The organism is Amycolatopsis kentuckyensis (assembly GCF_041679295.1).
Taxonomy (GTDB): domain Bacteria; phylum Actinomycetota; class Actinomycetes; order Mycobacteriales; family Pseudonocardiaceae; genus Amycolatopsis; species Amycolatopsis kentuckyensis_A.
The window spans coordinates 706936-726484 of the sequence record NZ_JBGDMD010000002.1 but is presented as its reverse complement, the minus strand read 5'-3'; the positions used below and the strand labels follow the sequence as shown (position 1 = coordinate 726484).

The window sequence follows — 19549 nt, the reverse complement described above, 5'->3', positions numbered from 1 at the left end:
TCAGGCCCAGAGCTGCCCGTCGAGCCGTTCGGCGGCCTCGTCGAGCGACCCCGCGTAAGCCCCGGTCGAGAGGTACTTCCACCCCGCGTCCGCGACGACGAAGGCCACGTCCGCCGCCTCACCGCGGGCCGCGGCCTTCTCGGCCACCGCCAGCGCCGCGTGCAGCACCGCGCCCGTCGAGATGCCCGCGAAGATGCCTTCGTGCTCCAGCAGCTCGCGAGTGCGCCGCAAAGCGTCGTACGCGCCCACGGAGTACCGGCCGTTGAGCACCGAAGCGTCGTACAGCTCCGGGACGAACCCCTCGTCGAGGTTGCGCAGGCCGTACACCAGCTCGCCGTAGCGGGGCTCGGCCGCGATGACCTGGACGTCCGGCTTCGCCTCGTGCAGGTAGCGCCCGACGCCGACCAGCGTGCCGGTCGTGCCGAGGCCGCCGACGAAGTGCGTCAACGTCGGGAGGTCCTTCAGCAGCTCAGGCCCGGTGCCGCGGTAGTGCGCGTCGGCGTTGGCCGGGTTGCCGTACTGGTAGAGCATCACCCACTCGGGGTTCGCCTCCGCCAGCTCCTTCGCCCGCCGGACGGCCTCGTTCGAGCCGCCCGCGGCCGGCGAGAACACGATCCGCGCGCCGTAGGCCTGCAGCAGCTGCTTGCGCTCGGTCGAGGTGTTCTCCGGCATCACGCAGACCAGCCCGTAGCCCTTGAGCTTGGCGGCCATGGCCAGCGAGATGCCGGTGTTGCCCGACGTCGGCTCCAGAATCGTGGAGCCGCGCCGGAGCTTGCCTTCGCGCTCGGCGGCTTCGATCATGGCCAGCGCGGGGCGGTCCTTGATCGAGCCGGTCGGGTTGCGGTCCTCCAGCTTCGCCCACAGGCGCACGTCGTGCGTCGGGGACAGCCGGGGCAGCCCGACCAGCGGGGTGCCGCCGAGCGCGTCGAGCAGCGACTCGAAGCGAGCCATCGATCAGCCACCGGCCACGGCGGGGAGGATGGTCAGGGTGTCGCCGTCCTTGACCTCGGCCTCGAGCCCGCCGGCGAAGCGCACGTCCTCGTCGTTGACGTAGACGTTGATGAAGCGGTGCAGCTTCTCCTCCTTCACCAGGCGGCCCTTGATGCCGGCGTGCCGGGATTCGACGTCGTCGATGACCTCGAGGACGGTCGAGCCCTTCGCCTCGACGGACTTCTCGCCGCCGGTGTGGGTGCGCAGGATCGTCGGGATGGAGACGGTCACGGCCATGGGTTCTTACCTCCGGTGGTTTCCTAGACGCAGACGCCTTCGGCGCGCGGTTTGTTCCGACGGGACTCAGTCGACGATCTCGACCGGCTCCTCGGTGATCTCGGCGTCCACGATCCGGTACGACCGGAACTCGTGCACTTCGGGGTCGCGGGTGGAGACGAGCACGTAGTGCGCGTCCGGCTCGGCCGCGATGTTCGCGTCGGTCCGCGACGGGTAGGCCTCGGTCGCGGTGTGCGAGTGGTAGATCACCACGGGCACCTCGTCGTTGGCGGCCATCTCGCGGTAGAGCTTCAGCAGGTCGCCGGAGTCGAACTCGTAGAACGTCGGCGACCGGGCGGCGTTCAGCATGGGGATGAACCGCTCGGGCGAGTCGGACCCTTCGGGCCCGGCGATCACGCCGCAGGCCTCGTCGGGGTGGTCACGACGGGCATGGGCGACGATCTCGTCGACGAGTTCACGGCGGATCCGGAGCACACCGCCATCTTAGGTGGTGGACACAAGCTGTCCAGATGATGAGATATTGCGCTCACCAGGACAATCAAGGCATGCCGATGCCCGCGCACGCCCGCGAACGCTGCCGCGAGTTCCTCGAAGACGGCGAAGTGATCCAGTACCTCATCCCCGGCACCTCACTCTACGTCGACGGCGTCCGCACCCGGGCCGCGTTCTTCATCGTGGTCACCGACCGCGCCATCACCGTGCTCTACGGCGGCCGGTTCCGCCGCTACACGCCGAAGGCGGTCTACGACCGGGTCTCCCGGCGCACCGAGATCGGGCCGGTCGAGGTCCACCCGTCGCTGGGCCCGGTGCTGTCCTTCGCCCGGCTGCACCTCGAGATCGACGAGGAGTACGTGAGCGCCGTCCGCGCGGCGAACCTCGAAGGCGCCCACGACCTGCCGCCGGACCCGCTCCCGGATCTCTGAACCGGTCACAGCTCCAGGAAGACCGGCACGTCGTCCCGGGCCAGCGCGGCCGTCGCGACGTGGCTTTCCAGGTCCTGCAGCCAGACGACTGTCCGCTCTTCGCCCCACCGCGCGGAGAACGGCCCGGTGCCCGTCGTCTTCCACCGCGGCAGCCGCAGGCTGACCGTCTGGGCGTGGGCCAGCGCGAGCCGCAGGTCGCGGGCGCCCGCGAGGTCGAGGTCGAGCTCGGTCCCGCCGTCCCACGCCGCGAGCACCCGGGTGAACACCGCGGCCACCTCCGCGCGCATCGCGGCGCCGTGCCGGTCCCGGAAGCCCGCGCTGAGCGCGCGGGAGCCGTAGGCGTCGGGGAACAGCCTGCCGTCGGGCACCCCGGCCCGCCGGCCCGAGCCAGCCAGCCGCGCGGCGACGCCGGTCAGCGTGTGGTGCAGCACCGTGGCCGTGTTCGGCGCGAGCACCAGCCGGACCCGGCCGGCGAGCCCGGTGACGTGCGCGAAGTCGGTCATCCGACGCGCCTCAGCGTCGCGCGCAGGCCGCGGATCTGCAGTGCCGCGACGGTGTTTTCCGCCTCCGGGGCCGTCACCGGGGGTTCGAGCTCGGCGGAGCCGGTCGTGTGGATCCGCGCGGCGGTCGCCCAGCAGGCGTCGACCGGCCAGCCGAGGAGCTCTTCGAGCGCCAGGGTCACGCCGGGGAAGGAGTTCACGTCGTCGTCGTGGATCCGGACGACCCACTTTTCCTCGCTCCGCACTCGGAGATGATCCGAGCGCGGCGGGCGGGCGTTACGCGAACGCCTCCGGCCAGACGTCCCGGTACGCGGGCACCCCGCCGGCCGTAGTCGCCGCGAGCAGCCCGTGGACCATCGCCCGCGCGAACACCCGCGCCGCCGCCGAACACAGCGCGTCGAGGGCAGGCGGGCGAGGTTCCGGCAGCTCGCGCGCGCCCGTGGCCAGCGCGAACACCGTGTCGCCGTCGAACATCGTGTGCGCCGGGCGCACCGCGCGGGCGAGCCCGTCCTGCGCCGCGACCGCCAGCCGCCGCGCCTCGGCCTTGGACAACGCCGCGTCCACCGCGACGACGCCGATCGTCGTGTTGAGGTCCGACTTCATCGAGGGCAGGTCCACCGCCCGCGAAGGCCAGGTCACGCCGAAGTCGCCGTGGTCGGCCGCGTACGCCCGGCCGGTCGCGGGGTCGACGGCCTGCCCGGCCGCGTTGAGCGCCGCGATCGCCCCGACCGTGAACTCGCCCACGACCTCGCTCGCGGAACCGATCCCGCCCTTCAGCGACCCCACGGCCGCGCCCGCGCCCGCGCCGACCGTCCCCTGCGCGACCGGGCCCGAAGAGGCCGCGTCGCAGGCCGCGTACCCGAAGGACGCGTCGGGCCGGTTGCCCCACTCGCTGCGCGGCAGGTCGAACAGCACGGCCGCGGGCACGATCGGCACGACCTCGTGCGGCTTCGCGCCGACCGGGAAGCCCAGGTTGCGCTCCGCGAGCCACTTCATCACGCCGTCCGCCGCCGCGAGGCCGTAGGCGGAACCGCCCGACAGGCACACCGCGTTGACCCGCTGGACCAGGTTCTCCGGCTCCAGCAGGTTGGTCTCCCGCGTGCCCGGCGCGCCGCCGCGCTGGTCGACGGCGCCGACCGCGCCGTCCGGGACCAGGACCACCGTCGTCCCGGTCGCCCAGCCGTCGCCGACCCGCTCGTGGTGCCCGACGAGGACCCCCGGCACGTCGGTGATCATCCGGTCAGCGCCTGGATCAGCGTCTCCTGCACCCAGGTCAGCCAGTGGTAGACGCCCAGGTGCGGCGCCCGCGGGTCGTCCTCGGGCAGCTCGTCGGGCATGTCCTCGGTGACGTCGAGCGCGGTGCCGAGCGCCAGCCGGACGTCGTTGAGCGCGCCCAGCCACGCGTCGGCCTGCTCCTCGGTCAGCCGGACGTGGCCGCCGTCGCGCGGCAGCGTGTCGAGCACGATCTTCGCGACGCCGACCTTGACGTCCAGCAGTTCCGGCTCGTGCAGCGAGCGCATCGCCGCGGCCGAGTCGATGTCCTCGCGCGACGGGTTGTCCGGGTCGAGCTTGTGGAAGTCCGGGAGCAGCCGCGACAGCACCGGGTCGTCCGGGGACTCGGTGGGGCCGGTCCGGATGCCGGTCAGCTCGGCGAGCTCGTCCTGCGGCGCCTCCTCGGCGCGCGCGGTCAGCATGTCCTCGAGCTGGCTGACCAGCCCGCGCAGCACCGCCGCCTCCTGCTGCTCGAAGCCCGCGTGGATCACCGCGCCCTTGCGCCGCCACCCGTTCACGAGGGCTGCTCCATGGTCGCCCACAGGCCCGCCGCGTGGAGCTTCGCCACGTCCGTCTCCACCTTTTCCTTGCTGCCGGACGACACGATCGCCTTGCCCTTGTGGTGCACGTCCAGCATCAGCTTGGTGGCGTGGTCGCGGCTGTAGCCGAACAGCTTCTGGAAGACGTACGTCACGTACGACATGAGGTTCACCGGGTCGTTCCAGACCACGGTCCGCCAGGGGGTGTCCGACTCGGCGACTTCCGCACCGGCCGGTTCGACCTGCGTCTGTTCGGATGCGACAGGCGTGGACATGCACCCCATGGTGTCACGGGGCGCACGGGGTACGCCGCGCCAGGTCCGGCCATGTGGGTGAATAGGCTTACCCCATGGGTTCACCGGAGCCGGCGACGGCCAGCACTGCGCTGCTCACCGACCACTACGAGCTGACCATGCTGGGCAGCGCGCTCGCCGACGGGACGCACGCGCGGCCCTGCGTGTTCGAGGTGTTCGCCCGGCGGCTCCCGGACGGGCGCCGCTACGGCGTGGTCGCGGGGACCGCCCGCGTCCTCGACGCGATCGCGGACTTCCGCTTCACCGACGCCGAGCTGGCGCAGCTGGAGGCCACCGCGGTGGTCGACGACGCGACGCTGTCCTGGCTCGCGGACTACGAGTTCTCGGGTGACGTCGACGGCTACGCCGAGGGCGAGCTGTACTTCCCGGGCTCCCCGCTGCTGACCGTCAGCGGCTCGTTCGCCGAGTGCGTGCTGCTGGAGACGCTGGTCCTGTCGATCCTCAACCACGACAGCGCGATCGCGTCCGCCGCGGCCCGGATGTCCGGCGCCGCGCACGGCCGCCCGATCATCGAGATGGGCGGCCGCCGCACGCACGAGTACGCCGCCGTCGCGGCCGCGCGCGCCGCCTACCTGGCCGGCTTCGCGACCACTTCGAACCTCGAAGCCGGCCGCCGCTACGGCATCCCGACCCGCGGCACCGTCGCGCACGCCTTCATGCTGCTGCACGACAGCGAAGAGGCCGCGTTCCGCGCGCAGGTCGAGAAGATGGGCGCGGACACGACGCTGCTGGTCGACACCTACGACATCACCGCCGGCATCGAGACCGCGGTCCGCGTCGCCGGGCCGGAGCTCGGCGCGATCCGGATCGACTCGGGTGACGTCGGCCCGCTCGCCCGCCGCGCCCGCGAGCAGCTGGACTCGCTCGGGGCGAAGGACACCCGGATCGTCGTGTCGGGCGACCTCGACGAGCACGCCATCGCGGCGCTGCGCGCGGAGCCCGTGGACGCGTACGGCGTCGGGACGTCGGTGGTCACCGGGTCCGGCGCGCCGACCGCCGGGATGGTCTACAAGCTGGTCGAGGTGGACGGCAAGCCGGTCGCCAAGCGCAGTGCGCACAAGGAGTCCCGCGGCGGGCGCAAGTCCGCGCTGCGGCGCCACCGCGGCACCGGCACCGCGGTCGAAGAGGTCGTCTGGACGACCGCCGGCGCCGCGCCCGAGGCGCAGGAGAACGACCGGCCGCTGCAGATTCCCCTGATCCGCGGCGGCCGCGCGGAGGCGGACCTGCCTACGCTCGACGACGCGAGGCAGCGGCTGCGCCGCGGCCTGGTCAGCCTGCCGTGGGAGGGCCTCAAGCTTTCGCACGGCGAGCCCGCAATCCCGACGCTGTTTCTCTGAACGGAGTTCGACATGGGAACCGCGCTGATCGTGGTGGACGTGCAGAACGACTTCTGCGAAGGGGGTTCGCTCGGCCTGCCGGGCGGGGCCGCCGCGGCCGCCGCCATCTCGAAGCAAGCCGCCGAAGGCGGGTACAGCCACGTCGTGGCCACCCGGGACAACCACATCGACCCGGGCGACCACTTCAGCGAGACGCCCGACTTCAAGGACAGCTGGCCGGTGCACTGCGTCGCCGGCACGCCGGGCGCGTCGTTCCACCCCGCGCTCGACGTCGTCCCGATCGGCGAGGTGTTCTCGAAGGGCGAGTACAGCGCGGCCTACTCCGGGTTCGAAGGCGCGGCCCGCGACGGGAAGTCCCTGGAGACGTGGCTGCGCGAGCACGACGTCACCGACGTCGACGTCGTCGGCATCGCCACGGACTTCTGCGTCCGCGCGACGGCGCTGGACGCGGCCCGGGCCGGCTTCGGGGTGCGGGTGCTGCTGGACCTGACGGTCGGCGGCTCGCAGCCGACGGTGGACGCGACGATCGCGGACTTCGACGAGGCGGGGGTCACCCACACCGGCACGGCGTTCGTCGGGTCGGCCGGGTGAAGGACCTGCGGGCACCGCTGGCCGAACACCGGCTCGTCGCGATCCTGCGGGCGACCGACGCGTCGCGGTTCGCCGACGCGGCGATGGTGCTGCACGCGGCGGGCGTCCGCCTGCTCGAAGCGACGCTGACGACGCCGGGCGCGCCCGCGGCCATCACCGCGCTGCGCCTGGCGCTCGGCGACGACGCGCTGATCGGCGCGGGCAGCGTCCGCGAACCGTCCGATGTGGACATCGCGGTCGACGCGGGCGCGGCGTACCTGATCACGCCGACGGTCAACCCGGCGGTCCTCGAGCGCGCGGCCGAGCTGGACACCCCGGTGGTCTGCGGCGCGCTGACGCCGACCGAGATCGACCAGGCGTGGCGCCTCGGCGCGGCCGCGGTGAAGGTGTTCCCGGTGGCGGCAGTGGGCGGGATCGCCTACCTGCGCGCGGTCCGCGCCCCGCTGCCGGACGTCCCGCTGGTCCCGACGGGCGGCGTCCACCTGTCCGACGTCGAGGGCTACCTGCGCGCGGGCGCGATCGCGGTGGCCGCGGCGACGCCGTTGCTGGGCGACGCGCTGTCGCCGAGCGGAAGCCTCCCGGACCTGGCGGCCCGGGCCGGCGAGTTCGTCGCGGCGGCGGCCCGCTTCAAGACCGCCTAGCTACTTCTTCCCGAACGGGTCGCAGGCGGCCGTCCCCAGGTAGATGTCGCCGCTCGCCGGGCCGCCCTGCGGGAACAGCTCGATGTGCACCGCGTGCGTCACCAGGCTGCCGTCGGGCGGCTGGGGCGTCACGGTCTCGTTGAGGATCACCGTCGCCAGCGCCGTGCCCGCCGGGCCGCCCGGGATGACGATCCGGTGGTTCGGCGGGATCTGCGCGGGCACGGTGATCCCCTCGACCGCGCCGATCGAGACCTCGCCGCCGCTGCCGGTCTCGCTCGTGGCGCACTTCGCCGAAAAGGTGCGCACCGCGAGCACCGGGCCGCCGTAGCGCCGGAGCAGCGTGGCCTCGAACCGGTGCCCCGACGCCTGCGCGACCGACACCGCGCCCGAGCGGCCGCAGCCGCTCTCGCCGATGCCGAACACCGCGACGTCGCCGGTCGCACCCCCTGTCGTCCGCGCGCTGTAGGGGCCGTCGACGGTGCACTTCGCCAGCTCACCGGTGACGACGTGCTCGTTGTCGACCGTCACGTCCAGTGAGCCGGAAGACGCCCATCCGGTGGACGTGACCGGCGCCGCCGCGACCAGGAGCGGAGTGGCCAGCGTCGTCACCGCCAGCAACCGGAATGTCCTCTTCCTGGCGATTCGCATGCACCAGCCTCCTCGGCGTCGTGACAGTTCGTAGTTACCCATTTCGTCATCGGCAGGCCGGCCACCGCACCTGATCGGGTCCACCCGGACGAGTGGCCGGTGAGGAACGCAACTTAAGGGGCTGCGGCGGGGGTAACGAGCGTTAACCTCGATCGTCGCCTGTGTCCCACCCTGGGAGGTTTCGTGTCTTCGCTGTCCTTCGCCGCCAAGCGGCCCGTGCTGGCCGACCTCGTGCCCGGTTCCCTCGTCCGGGACATCGCGCTCGTCGCCGGCGGTGCCGTGCTCACCGGCGCCGCCGCGCAGCTGACGATCCCGGTGCCGGGCAGCCCGGTGCCGATGACCGGCCAGACGTTCGCCGCGCTGCTCGTCGGCGCCTCGCTCGGCATGTCGCGCGGTGCCGCGTCGATGCTGGTGTACCTGCTCGTCGGGGCGGTCGGTGTGCCGTGGTTCCAGCACGGGACTTCGGGCCTGTCCGGCGCGAGCGCCGGCTACATCGTCGGGTTCGTCTTCGCCGGCGCGCTCGTGGGCGCGCTCGCCGGCCGCGGCGGCGACCGGACGCCGGTGCGCACCGCGGGCACCATGGTGCTCGGCAACCTCGTGATCTACGCGTTCGGCGTGCCGTGGCTGATGGCGTCGACCGGGTTCGACCTGTCCACGGCGTTCGCCAAGGGCGTGACGCCGTTCCTGATCGGGGACGCGATCAAGATCGTCGTGGCCGCCGGCCTGCTGCCGCTGACCTGGAAGCTCGTCAAGGGCCGCACCGAAGACTGACACGCGCGTGAGAAGGGCCCCGCGGGGCCCTTCTCACGTCCGAAGCACACGGCGCGAGTGGCCCGTTCGCGACGGATCACCGATCCTGGCGGCCCCGGCGGCTAATGTGTGTCGCTGTGCCCGCCCGAACCGATTTCCCCGGCGTCCTCGAACTCCTGACCCACGCGGTGGAGTCCGTGGGCGGTGCCGAACGCCCAGGGCAGGTCGAGATGGCCCAGGCCGTCGGCCGCGCCATCCGCACCGGCGAGCACCTCGCCGTGCAGGCGGGCACCGGCACCGGCAAGTCCTTGGCCTACCTCGTCCCCGCGATCCGCCACGCCGTCGAGAAAGAGGCCACCGTCGTCGTTTCGACGGCGACGATCGCGCTGCAGCGCCAGCTCGTCGACCGCGACCTCCCGCGCCTGGCGAAGGCGCTGAAGAAGCCCCTCGGGCGCGAACCGACCTTCGCGATCCTCAAGGGCCGCCGCAACTACATGTGCCTGCACCGCCTGGACTCCGGCGCGCCGGACGAGCCGGAGGACGCCCAGCTCTTCGACCCGTTCGCGGTGTCGCGGCTGGGCAAGGAGGTCACGCGGCTGCGGGAGTGGGCGTCGGACACCGAAACCGGCGACCGCGACGAGCTCGTCCCCGGCGTCACCGACCAGGCGTGGCGCCAGGTGTCGGTGACGGCGAAGGAATGTCTCGGCGCTTCGCGCTGTCCGATCGGCACGGACTGCTTCGCCGAGAAGGCCCGCGCCGAGGCCGGCCGCGCCGACATCATCGTCACCAACCACGCGCTGCTGGCGATCGACGCCCTGCAGGGCTACCAGGTCCTGCCGGACCACGACGTGGTGATCATCGACGAGGCGCACGACCTCGTCGACCGCGTCACCTCGGTGGCCACCGGCGAGCTGACCAGCGCGATGTGCGCGTCGGCCGCTCGCCGCTGCGGCAAGCTGATCGACGCCGACGTCGCCGACGGCCTCCTGGAGGCGGGTGACGGGCTGGCGCTGATCGTCGACGACCTGCCCGCGGGCCGGATGGACGAGCTGCCCCGGCCGCTGAAAGGCGCGATTCCGGCGGTCCGCGACGCCGCGCACGCGTGCATCACGGCGCTGGGCTCCGACCGCAAGGAGGACGTCGAAGGGGCGACCGCGCGCAAGCTGGCGCGTTCGCTGCTCGACGAGGTGCACGACACCGCGGTCCGGCTCCTGGAAGCGTTCGACGACGACCAGGCGCACCAGCGCGACGTCGTCTGGCTGTCGGGCGACAAGTACGCGTCGAACCCGCGGCCGCCGGCGCTGAAGGTGGCGCCGCTCGGCGTCGCCGGCCTGCTGCGCGAGCGCGTCTTCAACCTGCACACGACGATCCTGACGTCGGCGACGCTGACCCTGGGCGGCACGTTCGACACCATGGCGCGCCAGTGGGGCCTCCCGCCGGGCGCGGCCCGCGTCGAGCAGGCGCCCGGCGCGGCCACCGAGAAGGAAGCGCCGTCGGACACCTCCGGGCCGAAGTGGACCGGCCTGGACGTCGGCTCGCCGTTCGACCACAAGCGCAACGGCATCCTCTACCTGGCCAAGCACCTGCCGCCGCCGGGCCGCGACGGCCTCGCCTCGTCCACAATGGACGAACTGGCCGAGCTGATCGAGGCCGCGGGCGGGCGCACGCTCGGGCTGTTCTCCTCGATGCGCGCGGCCAAGCAGGCGGCCGAGGAGATGCGCGAGCGGCTCGACTTCCCCATCCTCTGCCAGGGCGAAGACGCGACTTCGCTGCTGGTCCAGAAGTTCTCCGAGGACGTCCGCACGTGCCTGTTCGGCACGTTGAGCCTGTGGCAGGGGGTGGACGTGCCCGGGCCGTCGCTGCAGCTAGTGGTCGTCGACCGGATCCCGTTCCCGCGCCCGGACGACCCGGTGTCCTCGGCGCGGCAACGCGCGGTGGAAGCCCGCGGCGGCAACGGGTTCCTCACGGTCGCGGCCACGCACGCGGCGCTGCTGCTCGCGCAGGGCACCGGGCGGCTGCACCGTTCGGTCACCGACCGCGGGGTGGTCGCGGTGCTGGATTCGCGGCTGGCGAACGCCCGCTACGGCGGATTCCTCCGTGCTTCGCTGCCCCCGTTCTGGCCGACGATGGACCCGAAGGTGGCGCGGGACGCGTTGCGCCGGCTTGACGCAGCCGCGCCCGCGTGACGCGGTCCACGGCCGCGCCCGGTACGGTGAACCCACCGACGCAGCAAGGGAGCACCGGTTGACCCAGGATTCGTCCAGCGCACAGTCCCGGACCGTCAGTGTCGACGACACCGGCGTGCGGCGACGGCTCGCGGACGGCAGCGAAGAGGCCGTCACGTGGGCCGGTCTGTCGTCGGTGATGGTCCGCGTCATCCCCGACGGCCCCTGGAACGAAGACGTCTTCTTCATGCTGGTGGGCACCGACGGCAAGGGCACGGCGGTCCCGAGCGGCGACCCGGCGGCCGACGCGCTGATCGAACGCCTCCAGGCTCTGCCGGGGTTCGACAACGAGAAGTTCATCGAGGCCATGACGACCGACGCCGACCAGGCCTACGTCGTCTGGGAATCCAGCGAGAACTAGGCGGTCGGGAACTCCTCCGTCACCGGGATCCCCTTCTTGAGCGTCCGGCTCACCGTGCACAGCCGCTCGATCGCGCGGTCCACGGCGCCGGCCAGCGCTTCCCGCTGATCCGCGGCCAAAGTCGACACGTCGACATCGAACGCGACGTGCACGGCGTCCAGCTCCGAAGCCCCTTCACGGCGATCGGCACTGACGGTGACGCGGAACTTCGCGTCTTCCCCGACCCGCCGCGTGATCAGCTCTTCGGCCGTCACGGCGCTGCAGCCCGCGGCCGCGATCTGCAGCAGTTCCGCGGGCGAGAACGCCCCTTCGGCGCCGGTGCGGCCCAGCCGCACCTCGGCGCCGCGGTCGTTGCGGCCGACGAAGGAGTGCTGCCCGTCGCGCTGTACTTCGAGTCCCATGCCCGCTCCAACCGGCTCAGGAAGCGCCTTGTTCCGGCTCCCACTGCGCGAGAACCGTGATGGTGCCCGGGTCGACCTCGGTGAACCCTGCGTCCCGTACGGCGACGACGCGGTCGCGCCGCCACGCGCCCTCGGGGTCGTCACCGGGGTGCAGTTCCTTCCACCGCGCGACGCTCGCCGCCCGCACCGCGGTCCGGTAGCCCCGCGCGGCCCAGGCCGCGCGCTGCTCGTCGTCCAGCAGCGCGGCGAGGATCATCGTGGCGTGCCCGACCTGCGCGGCGGCCTTGCCGACCGTCATCGGCGCGTGCGGGTTGAGCAGGAGCAACGGAACGCCGTCGGGGATCGGGCCCGGCTCGTCCGGCGGCAGTTCGCTACCCGAGATCTGCAGCCGCGAGACCTCTTTGGGCGCCTCGGCGACCAGGCCCGGCACCAACGCCCGCGCCTCGGCGCCGTCGATCTCGACGGTGATGCCCGGCAGATCCTGCACAGCCGCCCAGTGCGCGCCCCGCGCCCGCCGCGCGACCTTGCGGATCCGGTTGTCGAGCCACGCGTGCATCGGCTCGGCCCACTCGCCACCGGGCGCCGAACGCTCGTCGAGGCAGACCGCCAGCGCAGCGGCCGCGGCGGCCTCCAGCAGCGGCGTGCGGCCGGGCGGCTCGGCGCGTTCGATGCACAGGATGACCGGCATCGCCCGGACTTCCTCCGGAAGCTCGTCCGAGGTGTCCGAAGTGTCTTCGGCCGGGAGCCCCAGCCAGTAGGCGTAGCGGGCGCCCAGGGGGTCGAGAACGCTGCTCACGGCCGCATCAGCTCGAGCCCGTCGGCGGCGTCGGCCGCCTCGACCTCGCCGCGGGTGAGGCCGAGCACGAACAGCACGGCGTCGAGGTACGGGTGCGACAGCGCGGTGTCGGCCACCTCGCGCAGCGCGGGCTTGGCGTTGAACGCGACACCCATGCCCGCCGCCGACAGCATGTCGATGTCGTTGGCGCCGTCCCCGACCGCGACGCACTGCTCGAGCGGGATGTCGTACTCGCCGGCGAAGCGGCGAAGCACCTTCGCCTTGCCCGCGCGGTCGACGACGTCGCCGACGACCTTGCCGGTCAGCTTGCCGTCCACGATCTCGAGTTCGTTCGCCGCCGCGAAGTCCAGGCCCAGCTCTTCCACCAGGCCGCCGATGACCTGCGTGAACCCGCCGGACACGACGCCGGTCTTGAACCCCATCCGCTTGAGCGTGCGGATCGTCGTGCGCGCACCCGGGGTCAGCTCGATCGATGCGGCGACCTCGTCGATCGCCGTGGCGGGCAGGCCCTCCAGCAGCGCGACCCGGCGTTCCAGCGACTCGGTGAAGTTGAGCTCGCCGCGCATGGCGGCTTCGGTGATCTCGCGGATCTCCGGTTCGACGCCGGCGTGCGCGCCCAGCATCTCGATGACCTCGCCCTGGATGAGCGTCGAGTCGACGTCGAAGACGACCATCCGCTTCGCCCGGCGCGTGATCCCGGCCCGCTCGACGGCGATGTCGACGCCCACCTCGACCGCCGCGTCGGCGAGCTCCGACCGCAGGACGGCGTCGGCCTCGGGCGTGTCCCGGTCGACCGAGACGTACAGCTCCAGGCCGGTCACCGGGTAGTCGGCGACGCTGCGGATGGCGTCGATGTTGGCGCCGAGCGCCGCCAGCCGCCGCGCGACCTCCGAGAAGCCCCGGGCGGTGACCGGGCGGCCGAGCACGACCAGCACGTGGGAGGAGTCGCTGCGGCCGAGCGCGAACGGGTCTTCCCCGATCGCCGAGCCGATCTTGACCTCGACCTGCATCCCGACGGACGCCATGGCCTGCTCGACGGACTCCTGCAGGCCCTCGGGGTCGCGATACACGCCGGCGAGCACGCCGAGCACGAGCTGCCCGCGGATGACGACCTGCTCGACGTCGAGCACGTCGACGTCGTGGCGGGTCAGCACGGCGAACAGCACGGACGAGACACCCGGCTTGTCGGGGCCGGTCGTCGTGATCAGGACGGGGGTCTGGGTCACTGGTCATCCCTCGTTCGGCAACGCTGCACGGTCAGTCTGCCGGTCCGGGCTCGGACATAAGTAGAGCGCGTGCCCGGCTTCACATCAGCCGGGCACGCGCTCACTCGTTCAGGGTGTTACTTGTCGTCGCCTTGCTCGCTGGCGTTGTCCTTGGAGTGGTCTCCCGGGATCACCGCTTCGGTGAGCAGCTGCGACGGCGCCGCGTGGCTGTTGACCTTCTGCTTCCCGAAGAAGCCGATCTCGCCCTCGTTGTGGATGCGCTCGATCATGTGCGGGTAGTGCAGCTCGAACGCGGGCCGCTCGGAGCGGATCCGGGGCAGCTCGGTGAAGTTGTGCCGCGGCGGCGGGCAGGAGGTCGCCCACTCGAGCGAGTTGCCGTAGCCCCACGGGTCGTCCACCGTGACGATCTCGCCGTACCGGTAGCTCTTGAAGACGTTCCAGAGGAACGGCAGCGTCGAGGCACCGAGGATGTACGCGCCGATCGTCGAGATCGTGTTCAGCGTGGTGAAGCCGTCACTGGTCAGGTAGTCCGCGTACCGGCGCGGCATGCCCTCGGCACCCAGCCAGTGCTGGACGAGGAACGTGCCGTGGAAGCCGATGAACGTGGTCCAGAAGTGCCACTTGCCGAGCTTCTCGTCCATCATCCGGCCGGTGATCTTCGGGAACCAGAAGTAGATGCCGGCGAAGGTGGCGAACACGATCGTGCCGTAGAGCACGTAGTGGAAGTGCGCGACGACGAAGTAGCTGTCCGACACGTGGAAGTCGATCGCCGGCGCGGCCAGCATGATGCCGGTCAGGCCGCCGAAGAGGAACGTGACGATGAAGCCCATCGAGAAGATCATCGGCGTCTCGAAGGACAGCTGGCCCTTCCACATCGTGCCGATCCAGTTGAAGAACTTGATGCCGGTCGGGACGGCGATCAGGAACGTCATGAAGGAGAAGAACGGCAGCAGCACGGCGCCGGTGGCGTACATGTGGTGCGCCCACACCGCGACCGACAGGGCCGCGATCGCCAGCGTCGCCCAGACCAGGCTCTTGTAGCCGAACAGCGGCTTGCGGCTGAAGACCGGGAAGATCTCCGAGACGATGCCGAAGAACGGTAGCGCGACGATGTAGACCTCGGGATGGCCGAAGAACCAGAACAGGTGCTGCCAGAGGATCACACCGCCGTTTTCGGGGTCGAACACGTGCGCCCCGAGGTGCCGGTCCGCCAGCAGGCCCATCAGGGCCGCGGTCAGGATCGGGAAGGCGAGCAGGATCAGGATCGACGTCACCAGGATGTTCCAGGTGAAGATCGGCATCCGGTACATCGTCATGCCGGGCGCGCGCAGGCAGACCACGGTGGTGACCATGTTGACCGCGCCGAGGATGGTGCCGAGACCGGAGACCACCAGGCCGGAGATCCACAGGTCCGCGCCGACGCCCGGCGAGTGGATCGCGTCCGACAGCGGGGTGTAGGCGAACCAGCCGAAGTCGGCGGCGCCACCCGGCGTCAGGAAACCGGACAGCACGATCAGGCCGCCGAAGAGGTACAGCCAGTACGAGAACGCGTTCAGCCGCGGGAACGCGACGTCCGGCGAGCCGATCTGCAGCGGGAGCACGAAGTTCGCGAAGCCGAAGAGGATCGGGGTCGCGTACAGCAGCAGCATCACCGTGCCGTGCATGGTGAACAGCTGGTTGTACTGCTCCTGGGACAGGAACTGCTGCCCCGGCCGCGCCAGCTCGGTGCGGATGAGCATGGCCATCGCGCCGCCCGCCATGAAGAAGGCGAACGACGTGACCAGGTACATGATCCCGATCTGCTTGTGGTCCGTCGTGCGGAACAACCGCAGCAGGTACGAACCCTTGACCGACTCGCGCGCGGGATACGGGCGCGTCGCGATCGGCTTGGGGGCTACGGCCGTCACTCCTGCCTCCAACACTGAAACCTTGTGGTGGTCATCGTCCGGCCGCCGGGCGCGGGCGGGGCCCAGTTCCGGCGGTCATGGGGATCGTAGCCCTCGCTACCGACAGTCGCGCGCACCGGCTGGCAAGATCGGGCCGTGGCCGACGAATACACGCGGGCGGCGGTTCGCGCGGCACTGACCGTGACCTCCCGGCTCGGCCTGCGCGCGCACGAGCCCGAGGTGCTCCACGAACGCTCGAACGTGCTGGTGAGGCTGGGTCCGCTGGTCGCGCGGGTGCCGGGGACGACCCGGCTGGCGCGGCCCGGTCCGGCCTGGCAGGAACGGGACCTGGCGGTGTCGGGGTTCCTCACCGAACGTGGTGTGCGCGTCGTCTCACCGGTCACGGATCCCCCGGCCGGACCCCATTTCGCGGAGGGGCTGCCGGTCACGCTCTGGAACTGGACGCCGCACGATCCGGACCACCGGTACGCACCGGACGTCGTCGCGCGCTCGCTCGCCGAGGTGCACGCGGCGCTGCGCGAGTACCCCGGCGAGCTGCCCCGGCGCGGCCCGCTGGACGACCTCGAACGCATCTTCGGGCGGCACGACCTGGACCCCCGGCTGGCCGCCGAGGCGGCCCGGCTCGCCGCGGCGCTGCCGGACGTCCCCGCGCAGCCGCTGCACGGCGACGCGCACCCCGGCAACCTGATCGCCACCCCGGCCGGACCGTGCTGGCTGGACTTCGAAGACACCTGGCGCGGTCCGCTGGCCTGGGACCTCGGGATCCTCGCCCGCCAGGGCGGCCCGGAGTACCTCGCCGCGTACCCGGCTTCCGTCGACGAAGACACCCTTCGCTTCTTCACGCGGCTGCGAGAGCTTTACGCCGTGGTGTGGCGCTTCATGATCGCTCAGCGGTTCCCCCACCGGCTGCCCGAAGCCCGCTCCGCGCTTTCCGCCTACTTCTCGTGAGTCGCCGGGTACCAGGAGAGGATCGCCTCGACCACGCCCGCCGGGTCCTCCAGCGGGGTCAGGTGCCCGGCGCCCGGCAGCACCACGAGCGTCGCGCCGTCCAGCACCTCGGCCATGGCGCTCGCCGCCGCCACGGGGGTGATCGGGTCCTCTTCGCCGACGATGACCAGCGCGGGAACGCCCGACTCGCGCAGCAGCTCGACCGAATCCGGCCGCGTCCGCAGCGCGAGCGCCGTCCACGAGATCCCGGCCGGCGGCTGCGATTCGATGATCCCCCGGACGGTCTCCACGACGTCGGGCCGGGTGGTGCGGGTGGATTCGGCCAGCAGGTTCGGCAGGTTGGCCTCGGCGAGCCAGCCCTCGATGCCTTCGTCGTCGACGCGCTTCGCGACGTCCAGCCGGCTTTGCGCGGCCTCGGGCGTGTCGGGCGTGGCCTTGGTGTCGATGAGCACGAGCCCGCCGACCCGCTCGGGCGCCAGCCGCAGCACGGCCATCGCGAGGTAGCCGCCCATCGAGCAGCCGCCGAGCACCACGCGGTCCAGTTCCAGGCGGTCCAGCAGGGCGACGACGTCCCGCGCGGCGTCCTCGAGACTCGGTTCGCGATCGGACTCCGGCAGCGGCGAGCGGCCGAGCCCGCGCTGGTCCGGGGTGATCACCCGAAGGTGTGAAGCGAGGGGCTCGCGCACCGCGTTCCACATGCGGGCGTCCAGGGGAAAGGCGTGGAGGAGGACCAGCGGCAGTTCGGTCATGCGGGCCATTTTGTCGGACCCCCGCGCTAGCTTCGCCGATGTGTTCACCGACATCGAAACCGACCGGCTGCTGCTGCGTCCGCTCCACGAGGCGGACCGGCAGGCGATGGTCGACATCCACACCGACCCGCGCACCAACCGCTTCAACCCCGACCCGCCCGACGTCCCGCGCGCGTCGGCGATGTTCTCGGACTGGCTCGCGCACTGGGCCGAGCACGGCTTCGGCTACCCCGCGGTGCTCGAACGCGGGGGCACCGAGGTGCTCGGCATGTGCGGGGTCCGGCTGCGGGAGTTCCACGGCGAGAAGGTGCTGAACCTCGGCTACCGGTTCCGGCCGTCGGCGTGGGGCAAGGGGTACGCGGTGGAGGCCGGGCTGGCGGTCCTGGAGTGGTGCGCCCGCGACCTGCCGTCGGTGCCGGTGCTGGCGAGCGTCAGCGTCGAGAACAAGCCGTCGCTGCGGGTGGCGGAGCGGCTCGGCTTCACCGAGTACACGGAGGAGATGTACGACGGCGCGTTCTCGCGCCACTACCGGCGCTGAGCCGGGCGGTGTTTGACAACTCCAGAGCGTTCAGCGGCGGCGGTTCGGCCGGCGCCGGGCCCGGGCGTCCCAGCAGGCCCGGTGCCAGTGCCGCCGGTCGGCGACGGAGCCGGTGTCGTCGGCGGGCCAGACGACGAGGTGCGGCGTGCCGGGCCGGATCTCGTGGTCGCAGCCGGGGCACCGGTAGGTCTTGCCGGCCTGCGAGCCGGGCACGGTCCGCACGAGCCAGTCCCCATCGGAGCCGGATTCGGCACGCGCCCACCCGGTGGCGGCACCGAGCTCGCGTTCGGGCGGCCCGCCGTCCGAGCGGCGGCCGGGACGGTTCCGTCGAGGCACGCGGCCAACGGTAAACGGCGAGAGCTGAAGCGGACCGGCCAGGCCCGCGCGGTGCGAGCCCATGCCAGGTCGGCCGCTCGGCCCGGCGCGCGGCTCCGGCCGGCCCGCAACCGTGCCGGATCCCGTCGCAGCCGCATTTCCGCGCCCGGCCCCGGCGCCGCCCGCATCCTCGACCCGGCACCGCCGCTCGTCACCACGCGCAACGTCAAGCCGCGCGGTCCGTCACCGCCCGCCCGGCCCCCAACCGGCGCACGATCCCCTCGTGTCCCAGCCCGTCCCACCCGAGCCGGGCCAGCGTCCGCCCGGTCCGCCGGAAGTCCTCCCCGCCGAGCACGGACATGATCGTGATCGCGGCGTCCACCATCGGCGTCGCCACCCCGGCGCACCGCGCGAGCGCCTGCAGCGGCACCAGCGTCGAGCGGATGTCCTCGGTCAGGAACCGGTGGTCGAGGCTGGTCGGCGCGGCGATCGTCCGGTACGGCTCCACCGTCCGCAACGCGTCCAGCAGCGTCGTGGCCGGGCACCCGTAGTACCGGTCGAGCACCTCGGTCATCGGCATCAGCCGCGCGCCGTAGGCCCGCGCGACGAGCGCGAACTCCGCCTCGGTCCGCTCCAGCAACGCGACCGTCCGCGCCGAAACGCCGTCGACGTAGAAGAGCAGCTCCTCCGCGCGGTCGATGGTGCCGAGGTTGGCGAGCGCGATCGGCACGTGCGCGACCGCGCCGAAGTCGTGCAGCCCGCGTTCGACGGGGTTGCGCGCGACCTCCAGCATCGGGAACCACTCGCGCAGCAACCCGGCGTGCCGCGCGACGGCGGCCGGCGTGCTGCCCGAGATCAGGTTCCAGCCCTTGGCGCCCAGCACCGTCACGCCATCGGTGCCGGACGGCCGGGCGGCGAACAGCGCGTCGGTCTCCACGACGTCGACGTCCGGGGCCCCGGCGGCGGCGAGCGCGTGCGCGAATTCGACGCTCCCGCAGAGCTTGCTCGAAAACAGCACCACGAGCTGCCCGGCGCGCAGGTGTGGCGCGAGCCGGAGGGCGACCTCCGGGTAGGCGGTGGTCACGGTGGCGACCAGGACCACGGCCCGCCCGGCCAGCGCGGCGGGGTCGTCGGTCACCTCCCGCAGCGGGAACCGCCCGCCGAGCACCCCGCTCGCGACGATCTCCCGCCGGCGCGCGATCTCCGCCACCGCCTCGAGGTCGCGCGTGCAGAGGTGCACCGCCAGTCCCCGCGAGGCGAGGTACGCCGCGACGGCCCGTCCCTCGCCCCCGGCCCCGACGACCCCGATCCCGTCCAGCCCGCCCATTCCGCCCACTCCCG

25 protein-coding genes are annotated in these 19549 nt (G+C 72.3%); 9 read left to right on the top strand and 16 right to left on the bottom strand.

Annotated elements, in window-relative coordinates:
• The 3 genes from ACERZO_RS09615 to ACERZO_RS09605 form a co-directional block, all read right to left on the bottom strand.
• Window positions 1–951: a PLP-dependent cysteine synthase family protein gene (locus ACERZO_RS09615; protein WP_086679770.1), complete on the bottom strand. Its 951-nt coding sequence runs from the start codon at window positions 949–951 to the stop codon at window positions 1–3.
• A gap of 3 nt (window positions 952–954) precedes the next feature.
• Window positions 955–1227: a MoaD/ThiS family protein gene (locus ACERZO_RS09610; RefSeq protein ID WP_372664180.1), complete on the bottom strand. Its 273-nt coding sequence runs from the start codon at window positions 1225–1227 to the stop codon at window positions 955–957.
• Between the two features lie 66 nt (window positions 1228–1293).
• Entirely contained in the window at window positions 1294–1701 is a 408-nt protein-coding gene (locus ACERZO_RS09605; RefSeq protein WP_043776741.1) for a Mov34/MPN/PAD-1 family protein, read from the bottom strand.
• Between the two features lie 71 nt (window positions 1702–1772).
• On the opposite strand from ACERZO_RS09605, the gene ACERZO_RS09600 reads away from it, so the two are divergent.
• Entirely contained in the window at window positions 1773–2150 is a 378-nt protein-coding gene (locus ACERZO_RS09600) for a hypothetical protein (RefSeq protein ID WP_372664179.1), read from the top strand.
• Window positions 2151–2155: 5 nt separating this feature from the next.
• Here ACERZO_RS09600 and ACERZO_RS09595 read toward each other — a convergent pair whose 3' ends face one another.
• Genes ACERZO_RS09595 through clpS form a run of 5 tightly spaced genes read right to left on the bottom strand, consistent with a single transcriptional unit; the run spans window position 2156 to window position 4736 of the window.
• The gene (locus ACERZO_RS09595) at window positions 2156–2653 is read right to left on the bottom strand and encodes a DUF2017 family protein (RefSeq protein WP_372664178.1); all 498 of its coding nucleotides are present in this window, start codon (window positions 2651–2653) and stop codon (window positions 2156–2158) included.
• Entirely contained in the window at window positions 2650–2895 is a 246-nt protein-coding gene (locus ACERZO_RS09590) for an ATP-dependent Clp protease adaptor ClpS (protein ID WP_372664177.1), read from the bottom strand. The genes ACERZO_RS09595 and ACERZO_RS09590 overlap by 4 nt, the downstream gene beginning before the upstream one ends.
• A gap of 31 nt (window positions 2896–2926) precedes the next feature.
• Window positions 2927–3886 (bottom strand): P1 family peptidase, encoded by a 960-nt coding sequence (locus tag ACERZO_RS09585; protein WP_372664176.1) that lies wholly within the window; start codon window positions 3884–3886, stop codon window positions 2927–2929.
• On the bottom strand, window positions 3883–4440 hold the full coding sequence (locus tag ACERZO_RS09580; RefSeq protein ID WP_372664175.1) for a DUF2017 domain-containing protein: 558 nt from the start codon (window positions 4438–4440) through the stop codon (window positions 3883–3885). The genes ACERZO_RS09585 and ACERZO_RS09580 overlap by 4 nt, the downstream gene beginning before the upstream one ends.
• Window positions 4437–4736: an ATP-dependent Clp protease adapter ClpS gene (gene clpS / locus ACERZO_RS09575; RefSeq protein WP_004560461.1), complete on the bottom strand. Its 300-nt coding sequence runs from the start codon at window positions 4734–4736 to the stop codon at window positions 4437–4439. Before clpS ends, ACERZO_RS09580 begins: the two co-directional genes overlap by 4 nt.
• 74 nt (window positions 4737–4810) lie before the next feature.
• Here clpS and ACERZO_RS09570 point away from each other — a divergent pair, with 74 nt between their 5' ends.
• The 3 genes from ACERZO_RS09570 to ACERZO_RS09560 are packed head-to-tail and all read left to right on the top strand — an operon-like array spanning window position 4811 to window position 7344.
• Window positions 4811–6112, top strand: coding sequence for a nicotinate phosphoribosyltransferase (locus ACERZO_RS09570; RefSeq protein WP_372664174.1), 1302 nt, complete (start codon window positions 4811–4813; stop codon window positions 6110–6112).
• Between the two features lie 12 nt (window positions 6113–6124).
• The gene (locus tag ACERZO_RS09565; RefSeq protein ID WP_372664173.1) at window positions 6125–6703 is read left to right on the top strand and encodes an isochorismatase family protein; all 579 of its coding nucleotides are present in this window, start codon (window positions 6125–6127) and stop codon (window positions 6701–6703) included.
• On the top strand, window positions 6700–7344 hold the full coding sequence (locus ACERZO_RS09560; protein WP_372664172.1) for a bifunctional 4-hydroxy-2-oxoglutarate aldolase/2-dehydro-3-deoxy-phosphogluconate aldolase: 645 nt from the start codon (window positions 6700–6702) through the stop codon (window positions 7342–7344). Before ACERZO_RS09565 ends, ACERZO_RS09560 begins: the two co-directional genes overlap by 4 nt.
• Here the strand turns inward: ACERZO_RS09560 and ACERZO_RS09555 are convergent, their stop codons facing one another.
• On the bottom strand, window positions 7345–7962 hold the full coding sequence (locus tag ACERZO_RS09555; RefSeq protein ID WP_372664598.1) for a choice-of-anchor P family protein: 618 nt from the start codon (window positions 7960–7962) through the stop codon (window positions 7345–7347).
• 213 nt (window positions 7963–8175) lie between these two features.
• Here ACERZO_RS09555 and ACERZO_RS09550 point away from each other — a divergent pair, with 213 nt between their 5' ends.
• The 3 genes from ACERZO_RS09550 (at window position 8176) to ACERZO_RS09540 (ending at window position 11328) form a co-directional block, all read left to right on the top strand.
• Window positions 8176–8763, top strand: coding sequence for a biotin transporter BioY (locus tag ACERZO_RS09550; RefSeq protein WP_372664171.1), 588 nt, complete (start codon window positions 8176–8178; stop codon window positions 8761–8763).
• 116 nt (window positions 8764–8879) lie between these two features.
• Complete coding sequence (locus ACERZO_RS09545) at window positions 8880–10928, top strand: ATP-dependent DNA helicase (protein ID WP_372664170.1); 2049 nt, start codon at window positions 8880–8882, stop codon at window positions 10926–10928.
• Between the two features lie 58 nt (window positions 10929–10986).
• Complete coding sequence (locus ACERZO_RS09540) at window positions 10987–11328, top strand: hypothetical protein (protein ID WP_086672538.1); 342 nt, start codon at window positions 10987–10989, stop codon at window positions 11326–11328.
• Here the strand turns inward: ACERZO_RS09540 and ACERZO_RS09535 are convergent.
• The 4 genes from ACERZO_RS09535 to ctaD all read right to left on the bottom strand — a co-directional run bounded on the left by ACERZO_RS09535 (window position 11325) and on the right by ctaD (window position 15658).
• Window positions 11325–11729, bottom strand: coding sequence for an OsmC family protein (locus tag ACERZO_RS09535; RefSeq protein ID WP_372664169.1), 405 nt, complete (start codon window positions 11727–11729; stop codon window positions 11325–11327). The two genes, ACERZO_RS09540 and ACERZO_RS09535, sit on opposite strands and share 4 nt — an antisense overlap.
• A gap of 16 nt (window positions 11730–11745) precedes the next feature.
• Window positions 11746–12525: a peptidyl-tRNA hydrolase gene (locus ACERZO_RS09530; RefSeq protein WP_372664168.1), complete on the bottom strand. Its 780-nt coding sequence runs from the start codon at window positions 12523–12525 to the stop codon at window positions 11746–11748.
• Window positions 12522–13751: a phosphoserine phosphatase SerB gene (gene serB, locus ACERZO_RS09525; protein ID WP_372664167.1), complete on the bottom strand. Its 1230-nt coding sequence runs from the start codon at window positions 13749–13751 to the stop codon at window positions 12522–12524. The genes ACERZO_RS09530 and serB overlap by 4 nt, the downstream gene beginning before the upstream one ends.
• A 116-nt stretch (window positions 13752–13867) precedes the next feature.
• On the bottom strand, window positions 13868–15658 hold the full coding sequence (gene ctaD, locus ACERZO_RS09520; protein ID WP_372664166.1) for an aa3-type cytochrome oxidase subunit I: 1791 nt from the start codon (window positions 15656–15658) through the stop codon (window positions 13868–13870).
• A 135-nt stretch (window positions 15659–15793) separates the two neighbouring features.
• Between ctaD and ACERZO_RS09515 the strand changes: the two genes are divergently transcribed.
• On the top strand, window positions 15794–16606 hold the full coding sequence (locus tag ACERZO_RS09515) for a phosphotransferase (protein ID WP_372664165.1): 813 nt from the start codon (window positions 15794–15796) through the stop codon (window positions 16604–16606).
• On the opposite strand, the gene ACERZO_RS09510 is transcribed toward ACERZO_RS09515, so the two are convergent.
• Entirely contained in the window at window positions 16594–17355 is a 762-nt protein-coding gene (locus ACERZO_RS09510) for an alpha/beta fold hydrolase (RefSeq protein ID WP_372664164.1), read from the bottom strand. The genes ACERZO_RS09515 and ACERZO_RS09510 overlap by 13 nt on opposite strands.
• Here ACERZO_RS09510 and ACERZO_RS09505 point away from each other — a divergent pair.
• The gene (locus ACERZO_RS09505) at window positions 17354–17893 is read left to right on the top strand and encodes a GNAT family N-acetyltransferase (RefSeq protein WP_372664163.1); all 540 of its coding nucleotides are present in this window, start codon (window positions 17354–17356) and stop codon (window positions 17891–17893) included. The two genes, ACERZO_RS09510 and ACERZO_RS09505, sit on opposite strands and share 2 nt — an antisense overlap.
• A gap of 30 nt (window positions 17894–17923) precedes the next feature.
• On the opposite strand, the gene ACERZO_RS09500 is transcribed toward ACERZO_RS09505, so the two are convergent.
• A complete protein-coding gene (locus ACERZO_RS09500; protein WP_372664162.1) occupies window positions 17924–18229 on the bottom strand; it encodes a hypothetical protein in 306 nt (101 codons plus the stop codon).
• Between the two features lie 205 nt (window positions 18230–18434).
• A complete protein-coding gene (locus tag ACERZO_RS09495; RefSeq protein ID WP_372664161.1) occupies window positions 18435–19535 on the bottom strand; it encodes an NAD/NADP-dependent octopine/nopaline dehydrogenase family protein in 1101 nt (366 codons plus the stop codon).
• Window positions 19536–19549: the final 14 nt, after the last annotated feature.